General features: G+C 37.5%; 16 protein-coding genes. 9 read left to right on the top strand and 7 right to left on the bottom strand.

Going from position 1 to position 14,396, the window contains the following annotated elements:
- Positions 1–14 precede the first annotated feature (14 nt).
- The 3 genes from IW22_RS21430 to IW22_RS21420 form a co-directional block, all read right to left on the bottom strand.
- Positions 15–428, bottom strand: a complete 414-nt coding sequence (locus IW22_RS21430; protein ID WP_034731055.1) for a hypothetical protein — start codon at positions 426–428, stop codon at positions 15–17.
- 153 nt (positions 429–581) lie between these two features.
- Positions 582–1,634, bottom strand: coding sequence for a hypothetical protein (locus tag IW22_RS21425; RefSeq protein ID WP_131401776.1), 1,053 nt, complete (start codon positions 1,632–1,634; stop codon positions 582–584).
- Positions 1,635–1,641: 7 nt separating this feature from the next.
- Entirely contained in the window at positions 1,642–2,496 is an 855-nt protein-coding gene (locus tag IW22_RS21420) for a hypothetical protein (RefSeq protein WP_034731051.1), read from the bottom strand.
- A gap of 76 nt (positions 2,497–2,572) precedes the next feature.
- On the opposite strand from IW22_RS21420, the gene IW22_RS21415 reads away from it, so the two are divergent.
- Genes IW22_RS21415 through IW22_RS21395 form a run of 6 tightly spaced genes read left to right on the top strand, consistent with a single transcriptional unit; the run spans position 2,573 to position 5,345 of the window.
- Positions 2,573–3,091 (top strand): Crp/Fnr family transcriptional regulator, encoded by a 519-nt coding sequence (locus IW22_RS21415; RefSeq protein WP_034731047.1) that lies wholly within the window; start codon positions 2,573–2,575, stop codon positions 3,089–3,091.
- Between the two features lie 54 nt (positions 3,092–3,145).
- Positions 3,146–3,694: a DinB family protein gene (locus IW22_RS21410; RefSeq protein ID WP_185113586.1), complete on the top strand. Its 549-nt coding sequence runs from the start codon at positions 3,146–3,148 to the stop codon at positions 3,692–3,694.
- A 9-nt stretch (positions 3,695–3,703) separates the two neighbouring features.
- A complete protein-coding gene (locus IW22_RS24070) occupies positions 3,704–3,823 on the top strand; it encodes an MGMT family protein (RefSeq protein WP_081874004.1) in 120 nt (39 codons plus the stop codon).
- A gap of 29 nt (positions 3,824–3,852) precedes the next feature.
- On the top strand, positions 3,853–4,458 hold the full coding sequence (locus tag IW22_RS21405; protein ID WP_034731184.1) for a DUF2911 domain-containing protein: 606 nt from the start codon (positions 3,853–3,855) through the stop codon (positions 4,456–4,458).
- 3 nt (positions 4,459–4,461) lie between these two features.
- On the top strand, positions 4,462–4,989 hold the full coding sequence (locus tag IW22_RS21400) for a GNAT family N-acetyltransferase (protein WP_034731044.1): 528 nt from the start codon (positions 4,462–4,464) through the stop codon (positions 4,987–4,989).
- Positions 4,986–5,345: a cupin domain-containing protein gene (locus IW22_RS21395; RefSeq protein WP_034731041.1), complete on the top strand. Its 360-nt coding sequence runs from the start codon at positions 4,986–4,988 to the stop codon at positions 5,343–5,345. The genes IW22_RS21400 and IW22_RS21395 overlap by 4 nt, the downstream gene beginning before the upstream one ends.
- A gap of 103 nt (positions 5,346–5,448) precedes the next feature.
- On the opposite strand, the gene IW22_RS21390 is transcribed toward IW22_RS21395, so the two are convergent.
- The 3 genes from IW22_RS21390 to IW22_RS21380 form a co-directional block, all read right to left on the bottom strand.
- Positions 5,449–6,192: a dienelactone hydrolase family protein gene (locus IW22_RS21390; RefSeq protein WP_034731036.1), complete on the bottom strand. Its 744-nt coding sequence runs from the start codon at positions 6,190–6,192 to the stop codon at positions 5,449–5,451.
- A 109-nt stretch (positions 6,193–6,301) separates the two neighbouring features.
- Positions 6,302–6,913: an HAD family hydrolase gene (locus IW22_RS21385; RefSeq protein ID WP_034731032.1), complete on the bottom strand. Its 612-nt coding sequence runs from the start codon at positions 6,911–6,913 to the stop codon at positions 6,302–6,304.
- Positions 6,914–7,403: 490 nt separating this feature from the next.
- Positions 7,404–7,835 (bottom strand): type I restriction enzyme HsdR N-terminal domain-containing protein, encoded by a 432-nt coding sequence (locus IW22_RS21380; protein ID WP_034731026.1) that lies wholly within the window; start codon positions 7,833–7,835, stop codon positions 7,404–7,406.
- A 7-nt stretch (positions 7,836–7,842) separates the two neighbouring features.
- Here IW22_RS21380 and holA point away from each other — a divergent pair, with 7 nt between their 5' ends.
- The 3 genes from holA (at position 7,843) to trxB (ending at position 11,239) form a co-directional block, all read left to right on the top strand.
- Complete coding sequence (holA, locus tag IW22_RS21375) at positions 7,843–8,880, top strand: DNA polymerase III subunit delta (protein ID WP_034731023.1); 1,038 nt, start codon at positions 7,843–7,845, stop codon at positions 8,878–8,880.
- Positions 8,881–8,941: 61 nt separating this feature from the next.
- The gene (locus IW22_RS21370) at positions 8,942–9,835 is read left to right on the top strand and encodes an alpha/beta hydrolase (RefSeq protein WP_034731019.1); all 894 of its coding nucleotides are present in this window, start codon (positions 8,942–8,944) and stop codon (positions 9,833–9,835) included.
- A 462-nt stretch (positions 9,836–10,297) separates the two neighbouring features.
- Positions 10,298–11,239 carry a thioredoxin-disulfide reductase gene (trxB, locus tag IW22_RS21360; protein ID WP_034731014.1) on the top strand — a complete coding sequence of 314 codons (942 nt, stop codon included), beginning with the start codon at positions 10,298–10,300 and terminating at the stop codon, positions 11,237–11,239.
- 725 nt (positions 11,240–11,964) lie between these two features.
- Here the strand turns inward: trxB and IW22_RS21355 are convergent.
- On the bottom strand, positions 11,965–13,374 hold the full coding sequence (locus tag IW22_RS21355) for a T9SS type A sorting domain-containing protein (protein WP_034731009.1): 1,410 nt from the start codon (positions 13,372–13,374) through the stop codon (positions 11,965–11,967).
- Between the last annotated feature and the right edge of the window lie 1,022 nt (positions 13,375–14,396).

Below are 14,396 nucleotides of genomic sequence, written 5' to 3'. Positions count from 1 at the left end.
CTTTTAAACGGTTTTTAATTAATTTTTGGTTTTACGAATCTAAGACAGACAAAATTGAATACTGCAGAAATCACCCAGAAAGGAGAGGCAAAAACGACCGCAAATATGAAAAGGGGAATGATTCCTTTTAAACCTGCAATGATGATTCCGTCCGTAGCCATGCGGGTAGCTATTGAAGTGAGAATGCAGGCAAGTAGTAAGACTGAAAGACTTAAACTTATAGCAATACCGGCCAGTTTCCATTTTCCTAAGGTTCCGGGATGGCTCTGTATTCTGTAAAATACAGCACTGCACATTAAACAGATCCCTGATGATATAAGAACAGGATAGATCAGAGATAAATCTGCAGCCATGATCACTAATGCAAAATTGGTGATCAGTACATTAATGAAAGTACAGAGTATAAAAAGAAAGACATTTTGTTTCATGGGCATTGGTTAATCAATGACTTAAATTACAACTATTTTTCAGACTTCATCCTGAAAAATAACCTACAGGTCCGTACTATATTAAAAAGAGCAAACCTGAACATTCACAGATTTGCTCCTTATTTCTATAGAAGAATCAGGCTCAGTTCTTGCCTAATGCCTGTTGTCACAATTGATGGTAAGATCTTTATGTGCTTTATCTAAAAATGTAATAGAAGGGCAGCCAAAAGATTGGGAAACAAATCCAAAAACCACAGTAGGTTTTCCCTTGAAAAGATTGCCGGTCCATTGGAATTTATTGGCTCCGTCGGTGTCTATTCCATTCAGTGGAGTGAATTCTGCACCATCGCCACCGGGAGTGATTGTTTTTTCAAAGATTTTTTGGTTACGGTTGTTAATCACTGCAAGTTGACGTTCCTGAACCATATCGCCTTCAAGAAAGTCCTGAAGATAATAAGTGAGGTCGTCGTTATCCTTAAACTGAAAAGTCTTTCCGTATTTAAATGAGGAACCGGAGAAATATTTTTTTGAAACCTCTGTGGATGATTTTACCCACTGCATAGGTTTGATCTTATTTTGAACAAATGGATCTTTATTTCCAAAATAGGCAATAGCGTTCGAATAACGGTCAAAAATATCCATGTCTTTTTGAGTTTCGATCTGGAAGCCAATCATATAAGAACCAGCGTCAACTTCTTCTCCTTCGGGAGCATATGGCGTAAGATAAGCTACGGCTTTTAACTTGTTGAGAGGCGTTTTTTGTAGTTTATTGAACTCATAATTGAAAAAATACAGAGAATCATTCTCAGTAAGATGCATACCGGTGAGCATTTTCTTTCTGTACTCACCATCAAGTTCTAAATACTGAAGCTTTTCAAAAGGAACATTTTTCTGATTTTTGATGAAGTCTGAAGGAATCGCATGAGAATCTGTATAGATATCTGATACGGAAATAAAAACATCCATCAGCTCATTACGCTGTACAAGAGAGACATTGTAAATATTGAAATGATTATAATCTATTTCATCGGTTGACTTCGCCGTTTTTACAGAATCATTGGGGATGCCTGTTGAATTGGATGCCGGTTTACTGACCTCTTTTTTACAACCCATCATAACCAGTTGTAAAAATAAAAGGACTAAGGCTGTACTGAATTTCATCATGGGTCTTACCTGAAAAAGTGAATAGTGTTTAGAATGTTGCACGGTTTAATTATTTTATGATATAATAAGGTTCTGAAAAATATTTACTCGGCTTGATATACGCCGTTTTTCTATCAGCATCAAAGACCCAGTTGAATCTTCTCAAAAGGTCCGCACCAAAATAATTAACCGTTTGTTTTTTCAGATCACCGATAAAAAATCCGGCTGAGACATCTTTTAAAACACTGTTTCCTACTTTCAGAAAAGGAAGTATGCCTTGTTTGGTGGTGATGCTTTTCCCACTGGAGTTTTTTAAGGTTTTTTCGCCTGTGATCTTCAGTTTTTTATCCAGTTCTTTTTCTGAAGCAAAATCGTTACTGTAGAGCAATCCTCCTGAGTATCCGGACTGAAGTACAAAATAAGCTTCCTGCTGTTTGTCACCGTCAATAACGTTGTCGGCTACAATATAAAAACCTTCATGATCATATAGGGTAACAATAGGTTGGTAGTCTTTCACATCAGGTGCTTTATCATAGACAATAAACTGATTGTGGTCGTAATCTATTTTAAATGCTTTTCCTCCAAACAGGACGGTTCCGATCTTTCCGTCGGCCTCATGGCCAGCCATTTGATTGTCTGTAAAACGGACGTTATTCAATGTCAGTTTTCCAATTTGCACGGTATTATTTTCACTGATTTCCTCTTTGTCAAAAACAATATGATCCGCTTTTCGCTGTCTTTCCGGAGAAATTGCGGCGTCTTCCATCGCGATCTGAAACATCAGATCCAGAGAATCCTTTTTATTGACTAAAGTTTTTACGATGATATTATTATGTTTGGTAAGTCTGAAAGGAATGGTCTGCTGTGCCTGTACACTGAAAAAGACCGTAGAAAACAGTAAGATAAGACTTGTTTTTTTGAACATGATGAAGTGATTAGTGGTTAAAATCCGGAATTTTAAAATTACCTATTATCTTTGGAACAGCAAACATTAATATCAAATGATTCAAAAACTGCTCAATGGTGGACTGCACTGGGAAAAAAGGGAATTCAAGCGGAATGAATTTCTGAAGATATCAGGGAGTGCCGATACCGATATTTATTTTGTGGAAAATGGCAGCGTCCGGATTTTTATAATGGATGAAAATGAAGAAAGGATCATCCGTTTCGGGTATACCGGGAATATTGTTGTTTCTATGGATTCATTTCTGTCGGGAAAACCTTCGGATTTTTATATTCAGGCGATCAAAAAAACAACCGTAAAAGTGGCTTCAAAAAAGGATTTCTATGCATTTATTCAGTCTGGTGAAGATCATCTTAAGTTTTGGATCTCAATTTTAGAAGATCTTGTTTTGCAGCAGCTCGAAAGGGAAAAAGATCTTTTGACGAATTCACCCAAAGAACGCTTTGAAAGAGTCTTAAAAAGAAGCCCGAAACTCTTTCAGGAAGTCCCGAATAAATATATCGCCAACTACCTCAGAATGTCTCCGGAAACTTTATCACGGCTTAAAAAATCTTGAGTTCAGTCAAGATTTAAGAAGAAAACGATCCCGAAATTTGCATAAAAATCATCAATGAAAATGTCTACACCACAATTGCTGGATGAGTTGAAGAGTCTTACCCAGACTCATTTAAAATATGCAGAAACCCTTTTGCAGCAGACGGATGAAAAACTCAATTCCAGAATGTCGGAAGGCAGCTGGAGCGTACTGGAATGCCTTGAACATCTCAACCGTTACGGAGATTTCTATATCCCTGAAATCAATCAGAGGATTTCTTCTTCAAAAACGTCTCCCACACCTGTTTTTAAACCTGGAATTTTGGGCAATTACTTTGCAAAATCGATGCTTCCGAAAGACAAATTAAACAAAATGAAAACTTTGAAAAGCATGGATCCCATCAACAGCCAACTGGATAAAAGAGTAGTGGAGGAATTTGTCAGTCAGCAAGGTCAGTTTTTAGATTTGCTGGAAAAAGCGGCAAGTGTTGATTTAAATATAGTAAAAACCAGCGTCAGCATTTCAAAACTGATCAAAATTAAACTGGGAGATACTTTTCGTTTTGTGATTTATCATAATGAAAGACATATGCGCCAGGCAGAAAGCGTTTTGAAGAATTTTTAATCAAATGAAATCGCTATTGTAATACCATATCATCGGGTAATTGGTTCAAACGGAGAGCGGGTGGGCTATACAAGAGGAATCTGGAGAAAGCAAAAATTATTGGGAGTAGAGAAGGCTGTTTTGTTTTGATTTTTGTAAATTTAGGCAAAAATTTACACGTGAAAAAGTTACTATTTGCACTTTGCATATCAGCTTCGGCTTTAAGTTTTGCTCAGGATTATTCTGTACCGGCTGCAAGTCCGCGTCAGAAGGTAGAGCAGCAGTTTTCAATGTCTAAGATCAGCATTGATTATGGAAGACCGGGAGTGAAAGGGCGTAAGATCTTCGGAGAACTGGTTCCTTACGGACAGGTTTGGAGAGCTGGCGCGAACTCATCTACTAAGATCACCTTCGGACAGTCTGTGAATTTCGGAGGGAAAATGGTTCCGGCCGGAACATATGGTCTTTTCATCGTACCAACAGAAAAAGAATGGAAAGTAATATTGAATAAAGATTTCCAGCAGTGGGGTGCTTATACCTACGATCCAAAACAGGATGTCGTAGATGTTATGGTCCCTGTGAATAAACTGGCAGACAAGCAGGAGTGGTTTGAAATTACCCTTAATCCTACAGATGAAAACTCAGGAAACTTAGTGATTAAGTGGGATATGGCTCAGGCTGAGGTGGCTTTAAAACCTGCAAAACCTGATGCGGTAATCAAAATTTCAGATAAGCTGAAAGAAATTAAAAAAATTGAAGCAGACGCAGCAAAAGCTAAAGGCTAAACAATGAAATTTTCAATACAACCTGTTTTAGACAGTGAAGAATATCAATTAATCCCCTTACAGCAAGGGGATTTTGAGTCTGTATATGAAGTGGCTTCCGATCCACGGGTTTGGGAGCAGCATCCTAATAAAAACCGTTATCAGAGAGAAGTTTTTGAAAGCTTTTTTAAAGGCGCTATGGAAAGCGAAGGTGCTTTTAAAATCATAGAAAAATCGTCTGGTGATGTTCTGGGAAGCACGCGTTTTTATAATTATGACGAAGCTGAGAACCGTATTTTCATAGGCTATACTTTCTACGGAACGAAATCCTGGGGAAAAGGAATCAATCCGAAAGTGAAAAAAATGATGCTCGATTATATCTTCCAGTTTGTAGATAAGGTACATTTTCATATCGGCAAAGAGAATATCCGTTCCCAGACTGCACTGGAAAGAATTGGCGGGCAGAAGATCGGTGAAGAGGAAGTGGCTTATTTTGCAGAACCTACGAGAACCAATTTCGTGTATGAAATAAAAAAAGAAGATCACTCATGAAAAAATACAAAATCCAGAAATCACCGTTCGTAGTACCTACTACAGACGGGAAATTAATAGAAGAACATTGGGGAAACTCCACAGGAAATTCAAATGTGTCCATCGCTCACATGGTAGCACCACCGGACTGGAGTGAGCCGCATCAAACGCCGGAATTTGATGAATTCACCCTGATCATTTCCGGAAAAAAGCAGTTTGAAATAGACGGCGAAATCATAACCTTGGAAAAAGGGCAAAGCATCCTGATCGAGAAAGGCGCAAGAGTGCGTTACAGCAACCCGTTTTCAGAACCATGTGATTATATTGCCATCTGCCTTCCTGCGTTTTCTATGGAACTGGTGAATAGAGAGAATTAAAAATGTACCAATATAACAGTGTAACAATGTACCAATTCGATTTCTCGGTAAAACCATTGTTACACTGTTACATTGATAGATTGTTACATTGAAATAAATTTATTTATTTCAGTATTTCCTTCAAAAACATCACCGTATGATTCCAGGATCTTTTAGCCATTACTTCATTGTAATCCGGTGACTTCGGATCGGTGAAGGTATGCTTGGAATGGGCGTAGGTGATGATCTGCCAGTCTGCATTTCCTTCATTCATTTCTTTGATTAAATTATTGTAATCCTCAGGAGTTACACCTTTATCATCCGCAGGGTTTTCAACTAAAATTTTTGTGGCAATAGGTCCGTTTTTTCGGGTTTGATCTTTTCCGATACTTCCATGAATGGATACAACGCCCACTACCGGAAGGCTTCCTCTGGCAGATTCTAAAGCACCTGTTCCACCGAAACAGTAGCCGATCACGGCAATTTTATCAGAAATAGCTCCATTCTTTTTCAACTGTTCCAAAGCTAAAGAAATACGCTTCTGATAAGCATCATAATTTTGTTTATAATATCCTGATGTTTTACCTGCAGAAGCATTATCTGCCGGGATATTTCCTTCACCGTAAATATCGGCAATGAAAGCAATATACCCTTGTTTTTCAAGTTCGGAAGCAGCAGTTTTAGCTTCGTCATCAATACCTTTCCACGCGGGAAGAATCAAAACTCCCGGAAGTTTTTTACCTGCGTTGGAAGTGACCAGGCCATTCAGTTTCTGTGAACCGTCCTGATAAGAAATGGTCTTAAGTTTCTGGCTGAAAACGGTTCCTGTGCACATTATACAGGCTGTTAATAGAAGGGTGCGTATCATATTGTAATATTTAATGTATATTTTGAATATTCACGGACATAAAAAATCCTAATCTAAATTACTGAAAATAACTTATCATGAGGATTATAAATTATAAAGACGAATAGCGTCAGAATTTAATTCCCAGGTTGGTCAGTTCATGTTCAAGATCCGTATCAGGATTGATTTTAATGGTGGTAAAGCCTAAAGTCTTAGCCATTTCAATATTCCTTGGGTTATCATCAATGAAAACAGATTCAGCTGCCTGAATATTGTATCTTTCCAGGAGTACATGCCAGATTTTTGGATCCGGTTTGATCAGTTTTTCTGTTCCTGAAACTACAATTTTCCCATTAAATATTTGAAAGAAGTCGTAGTTTTCCAGCGCATAGGGGAAAGTTTCTTCAGACCAGTTGGTCAGTCCGAACAATTGATAATCGGTGTTTTTTAAACGTCTTAAGATCTCTACATTTTGTGGAATATCACTTTTCAGCATCACTGTCCAGTTATCGTAATAGGCTCTGAGTTCCTTTTCCCATTCGGGGAATTTTTTCACCTGAATATCAGTGCCTTCTGCCAGACTTCTTCCTTTGTCCTGCTGCTCATTCCATTCCGACTGGGCAATGTTTTCCAGAAAGTACTCCATTTTCTCATCGTCCTTGAAATAATCTTTGAAAAAATACCTCGGATCCCAGTCCATTAAAACGCCGCCAAAATCGAAGATGATATTTTTAATTTCCATAGATGCTTTTAAACTTTTTTAATTGTATTTGATTACAAAAGTCGCAAAAGTTTTGGTATTTAAAGCCTTGATATTAATTAAATTTCAAAAGATTCTTATTCTGGAAATACTGGGTTCATATAAGCGGGAGATCAAGAGAAAATATAAACTTTTTAATCACAAAAGGCACAGATTCTCATTGTACGCTTTTAAAAGATTAAGATAGATGAAGGCAGTAAGGTGAGTTAAGAAAAAAATCAATGATTTTTTTAAGTTGGACGCTTCAAAGCTAAGCTAACCTTAATATTCTTAAAAACTTAATGAATCTTAATGGTTTAAAATTTTCTCTCACGCAGATTAAAATGATAAGGCAGATTTTTCTTTTACAGCAAAGAAAATCGTAGATTTTCATAGAACTTAAGTGTACTTTCTATACGCAATGCATTCACTTTAAAATAACTAAAGTGTTCAAAAACTTTTGTGACTTTTGTGGTGAAAAAAAATCAGCAGTCTACTCAGGTTTGTAAAACTGATACTGTTCATTTTCATAATACGCATTGATGTGATGCAGCCCATTCGTCAGGATGATTTCTTTTGCTCCGATGATGGAGTTGTACCTCGCCGTCTGTTCAAATGTTTTCTCCGTCAGTTTGATCTTCGGGGCTTTGCATTCGATCAGGATCACGGGTTCTGTTTTTTCCGTTACTAGAAGGTCGATTCTTTTGGTAAGGCCGTTCAGAAGGATCTTTTTCTCTGTGATCAGGGCAGATGGAGAATAGCCTTTTACCGTAAGATAATAGTGGATCCAGTGTTGGCGTACCCATTCTTCAGGAGTGAGCAGAAGGTAAGTTTTGCGGACTAAGTCATAAATAAAAAACTTATCTTTGTCTTTCTTGAATTTAAAATCAAAAGTTTCCTGAAAATTCAGTTTTGGAAGTTCCATTAATAAGATGAAAGAATTAGATTTAATCCTCAAAAATATTAAAAATAAAGAAGTTTTACCTATTTATTTTTTCCACGGAGAAGAACCTTACTTTATTGATGCTGCCGTAAAAGTGCTTGAACACGACTTTCTGGAGGAAGATGAAAAGGCTTTTAACCAGACTGTAGTGTACGGAAAAGATACCTCTTATCATGAGATCCTTTCCCTTGCGAGACAGTTCCCGATGATGGGCGACAGGCAGGTGATTATTGTAAAGGAAGCTCAGGATCTGAAATTTAATGAGGATGAAAACCGCGTTCTGGAAACCTATGTGGAAAATCCGGTTCCTTCTACAGTCCTTGTTTTTGCGCATAAACATAAGAAGTTGGACAGTAGAAAAAAAGCTGCAAAAGCACTGGATAAAGCCAAAGCGCTTTTCTTAAGTGAATCTGTGAGAGACAGCAATCTTCCAAAATGGATTGCTGATGAATGTGCCCAACTGAAAATCAAAATTGCTCCGAATATTTCCAATCTACTGGCAGAATATCTAGGAAATGACCTTTCAAGAATTGCCAACGAACTGAACAAGCTGAAGATCATCCTCAAAGAAGGCGAAATGCTGGATGGAACAATCGTAGAAAACCATATCGGGATCAGTAAAGAATACAATGTTTTTGAACTTCAGAAAGCTTTAGGAACCAAAAATGCCGATGCCGCATTCAGGATCGCTCATTTTATGGGCAAAAATCCAAAGAACAATCCTTTTGTGATGATGCTGGCGAATCTGTACAGTTATTTTTCCAATGTGATCATTTATCAAACGATGGCTGGACAGCCACCACAGGCTATTGCTTCACAAATGGGCGTTAATCCCTATTTCATCAAAGACTATGCGGAAAGTGCAAGGTTATATCCTTTAAAGCATGCTACCAGAGTCATTTCTATCTTAAGAGAATTTGACATGAAAGGGAAAGGCCTTGGAGCGGTGAATATGGGAGAAGCTGAACTGATCAAGGAACTGGTGTATAAAATTATCAATGTGGATAAGATTAAGATGAAAGTTTGATGAGTTTTTGAGTGGGAGAGTTTTAGTGTGGGAGTGTTTTAGGGTTTTATTTTTTGTTGGTATGAGAAAAAGTGTTTTCCTGATTGTTTTGTATGTGTTTTTGATGGTTTTTGCGAATCAGAATACTTTTGGACAGACGATAAAAGGCAGTCATTATGAATTAAATATTGCCCCGGATCAGAAAGCGGTTCTTATTTTATTTCCCTGTTTTCCCTGTAATATAGAACATACAAAAACGGAAGCCCGATTTTTAAAAGGCATCGACAGAAAAGGCATCACAACGATTCTTTTAGACTATAATCAGAAATTATTTTTAACGGAATCTGAAAAGCAGAAGTACGCAAAAACTTTACACAGGATCTTTAAACGCAACAAAATTTCGCCCGATAATATATACATCGGAGGTTTTTCCGGTGGAGGAAATGTTGCCCTTCTGATGACAGCTTTTCTCATTAAAAATCAGGATCCTCTACAACCCAGAGGCCTGATGGTCGTAGATTCTCCCATCGATCTTGAAAAGCTCTATGATAACGCCAAAAAAGGTGTAGCCAAAAATGCAGATCCCGAAGCTGTAGAAGAGGGAAGGTACCTGACGGAGCTTCTTGAAAAAGAAATAGGAAAACCGGATACGAGCCGTGAAAAATATAAAACGTTGTCACCCTATTTAATGTCTGCATCTCCTGATGAAGGCAATATCCAATATCTTAAACATATTAAAACAAGATTGTACTGCGAACCTGACCTGAAATGGCAGCTCGAAAAGAAGAACAGAACCTACGAAGAACTTAACGCCTACGTACTGGAAAAAGCCCATCAGACATTACTTAAAGCAGGAAATACACAGGCAGAACTGATCCAAACCAAAGACCGCGGCATCCGAGCCAACGGAACAAGACATCCGCACTCCTGGAATATCGTGGAGGGGAATGAGCTGGTGAAGTGGATGGTGGAGTAGTTGGGTATGAGAGTCGGAGGGTTTGAGGGTTTGAGGGTTCGAGAGTTGGAGTGAATGGTCAATTTTGCTTCGCAAGTGAATGGTGAATTTAAGAACCAAGAATCAAGAGCCAAGAACCAAGAAAAAAGATACAAGACATCAGATTTCAGATATCAGACGCTGAATTCATTAACTTAATTACTACGAACTAGCAACCAGCAACTAGCAATTAGCAACCTTTCAACCCAAAAAACCAGCAACCAGCAACTGACAACGCTTCCCCAACTCATTGACTCTAAACCCCTCAAACCCTCCGACTCTAATACTCTCCAACTCCGAAACCCTCCCACACTCAACCACATACCACCCAATCGACAGTCCCCATATTTCATATTGACAAGTATCATTAAAAATACTTTAATAAAACAGTAAAAATTACGAAATTAGCAGCCTGAATTAAAATCTTTTTGAACAAAGTAAATTATGGAACAAAACATTTTAGATTGTGTGATCGTTGGATCCGGGCCTTCTGGCTTTACAGCGGCTATTTATGCAGCAAGAGCAGACTTGAAACCAGAATTATACACAGGTTTGGAGCCGGGCGGACAATTAACCACAACTACGGAGGTTGATAACTTTCCAGGATATCCGGCAGGGATTACAGGGCCTGAAATGATGATGGATCTGCAGAAGCAGGCGGAAAGATTCGAGACTAAAGTTCATTACGAAATGATCACTAAAGCTGAATTCTCCAAAGAAGAAGGCGGTGTTCACAAATTATACGCAGGAAATAAGGAAATCCTGGCCAAAACAGTAATTATCTCTACAGGAGCTACTGCAAAATACCTAGGCCTTGATGATGAGAAGAAATATGCAGGAGGCGGTGTTTCCGCATGTGCTACGTGCGACGGATTCTTCTACAGAGGAAAAGACGTGGTGGTAGTAGGAGCAGGAGATACAGCGGCAGAAGAAGCGACTTATCTTGCAAAGCTTACGAAAAAAGTAACAATGCTGGTAAGAAAAGACGTGTTCAGAGCTTCTAAAGCGATGATCCACAGAGTTGAAAACACACCGAATATCGAAGTGAAATTCAACCATGAATTAATCGGGATTGAAGGGGAGAACAGCCTTGTTGAAAGAGCGATGATCATCAACAACCAGACTCAGGAGAAATCTTCGGTAGATGTAGATGGTATCTTCATTGCCATCGGTCACAAGCCGAATACTGATATCTTCGTTGGACAGATCGATCTTGATGAAAACGGGTATATTCTTACTGAAAAAGGATCTACAAGAACCAATCTTCCGGGTGTATTTGCAGCTGGAGATGTTCAGGATCATATCTACAGACAAGCGATCACTGCTGCAGGAAGCGGATGTATGGCGGCTATGGATGCAGAGAAATATCTTGCTGAATTACATTAGTATTCAGCTTTTACAATATAAAGCGTACCCGGTGGGTGCGCTTTTTTATTTTGCTTTAACCTGTATTTTAACCACAAAAGTCACAAAAGTTTTAAACACTTTAGTTATTGTAATGTAAATGAATGGCGCATAGAAAGTACACTTAAGTTTTTACGAAAATCTTTGATTTTCTTCTTATGTGAACTTAGTATTTTCAGGATGATAAAACTTCTGAAACTAAAGTGGCCTAAAGTGTTTAAATGCATTAAAACTTTTGTGACTTTTGTGGTTAAATAGGGCATTTTTTGAACCATTAAGGATCATGAAGGTTTTAAGAATATGAAGTTTAAGCTTCGCTTTAAGGTATACAGCTAAAAAAAATCATTTGATTTTTTCTTAACTCACCTTACTGCCTTCATTAATCTTAATGTTTTAAAAGCTTAAAATAAACTGTGAGAAACGATAAAATCAACCACAAAAGTCACAAAAGCTTTTTTAAACACTTTAGTTATTGTAAAGTAATGTATTGCGCATAGAAAGTACACTTAAGTTTTTATGAAAATCTACGATTTTCTTGAGTGTAAAAGTAAATCTATTGACCGAGCTTTAAATCTTGGAGATCATCATTCCCCTGCATTGGAGGGGTGGCGAAATTTCAAAGAATTTTTGACGGGGTGGTTTTAGCACCATAAAAAAAACTGCTTCAAGGGGAAGCAGTTTTGTCGTAATCATCTGTTGTTACAGATTTATTTTTTAATGATCTTAAAGGTTTTGTTTTTTCCATTTTGGAAGTTAATTTTTATAATATAAATTCCACTTGCGAGATGGGAAACATCAGCAGATTCATTAGTAAGTTTTTTTATCCATATTCCGGTTGAAGAATAAATATCAATCGTGCTCATCTTTTCTTTTGATGTAATGACTAATTGGTCTTTTACCGGATTTTCTATTTGTATTTCTTTATTCTGGGTAACTTCACTAGCGGATAAAGTAGAAGAGCTGTTAAGTACATATTTTACAACCTCAAACGCTCCGTTATACATACCTTCTCCACCATATACAAGGATGCTGTTATCAAAAACCTTAATGCTGACGATAGAATGGTTTTGCAAATTAGGATCATTTTCTACAAAGTTTCCAACTGAAGGGTCCACAGTTCCACTTTGATCAAGCTTAGAGATATAATAGGCATGTCCACCATTGGCATTTACATTTCCAGCAACATAATAGTGGCCGTTTTTCTCATAAAGATCAAAAAGCATCGCTCCAGCAGGGGGATTATAATTGAAGGCAGGATCTATGCTTCCGTCTGCGTTTATTCTTTTTACGGTACCAAAGCCGGAACCCGTGTCTACCATGTCTATGCATGCTATTTTATTATTGCTGTCTATAATGGCCTTACTTATCGCTAAGGGAGGATCTACGGCCACCTCTCCATTATTACCGAAGCTGGTCATAACCTGTCCGTTTGAATTGTACTTTTTTATGGTATAGGCATAAAAACACATAATACTGGACTGTTGATCCAATAATATATAGCCGGGAATAGCAGGAATTGCAAGTTCTCCGTTATTTCCAAAACTGGTATCCTCGGTTCCATCATTGTTTATTCTAAACAGATGGAGTTGGGAATCTGATGAACCATTCGGATGATATCCCTCTCCGGCGACCAGTATTTTATTATCCTGCTCATAGAGATCAGTAAACAGGACAGGATGGGCTAGAATTTTTGTTCCTCCGTTACCAAATGACAGATCCGGCTGTCCGTTTGGAAGGATTCTGATAACATCAAAATGAGAAGGGCTGTTGGTGGCAGGATCCATTTTTTTGCAAAGCAATGTCAGTTTGTTATCGGAATGTCTTAAAAAGCCAATAAGATCATCCAACTGGTAATCTAAGAAGATTTTTCCATTGGTTCCAAAAGTAGGATCTAAAGGTCCTGTATAGCTTGTCGCTTTAGAAATAACCAATTGGTGGGTGTTAGAATCGAAAGACCGATAAAAAACACTGCTGTTGGTATCGGTTAAATTGCCTGCTAAGAAAGTTCCTGCAGGCAAATGATGTATTCCATTGGAAGCGAATGAATTGTCCTTTAAAAGTTGGGAATAGATGACATTGACTGTAAGCAATGTTAATAGTAAAATTATTTTCTTCATTTTGGTTTTTTTTGCAAAAATAAATAAAATAGAGGGGTTTTACCTGTTTTTTTGCACATTAAAGTATTCATTGTTAGTGTTTTATACGCTTTTGAAATAACGATATATAACTAATAATTAACTATAAATATTTTAATTTCAAGAATAATATTTTTTTTCTCTGCTTACCACGATAGTAATCCTAAATATGTTGTCAATAATTAATTCATCAAAAAATGAAATTTATGAACTATTTTAAAGTTTATTTACATTTTCAAAGATTTTATTTGAATGGTAACCGCTCATTATATTCGAATTTTATTCAATAGGAAAGAGCTTCAGCTTTTGTCATTGCGAGGAGCGAAGCGACGAGGCAATCTCTTTAACCGCAATTTTTTGTAATGAGCTGCAGAAGATTGCTTCACCTACGGTTCGCAATGACAGTCTTGGTGAAAATGGCGTCTGTGGGATATGTAAACCATACACACAGATATAGTTTGGAAGATGTTTTATACTATTCTTTAGTGATAAAATTAGAACACCCCGTTTCATCAAAATCCTTGGTCTTCCATTGAACGGAAGCTTATTATATTCAACAGGAACGGGTTTCAGCTTTTGTCATTGCGAGGAGCGAAGCGACGAAGCAATCTCTTTAACCGCAATTTTTTGTAATGAGCTGCAGAAGATTGCTTCACCTACGGTTCGCAATGACAGTCTTGGTGAAAATGGTGTCTGTGGGATATATAAACCATACACACAGATATAGTTTGGAAGATGTTTTATACTATTCTTTTGTGGTAAAATAGAACACACCGTTTCATCAAAATCTTTGGTCTTCCATTGAATGGAAGCTCATTATATTCAATAGAAACCGGCTTTAGCCCAATGTCATTAAGTTAAGAATCAATTACAGGCTATCTTTGTGATTTTTAGTAATTATTGGCTTTGCCCTAGCTTTATATTTTGCTGTATTTCTTTGATGTGACCGAGCAGGTCTTATAGGGACTATATGTGATTTTAAAAGAGTTTTATATTCATCCATT

Source organism: Chryseobacterium sp. JM1 (assembly GCF_000737715.1).
Lineage (GTDB): Bacteria > Bacteroidota > Bacteroidia > Flavobacteriales > Weeksellaceae > Chryseobacterium.
The sequence above is the reverse complement of the archived record's forward strand: the minus strand, read 5'-3'. Positions and strand labels throughout refer to the sequence as shown.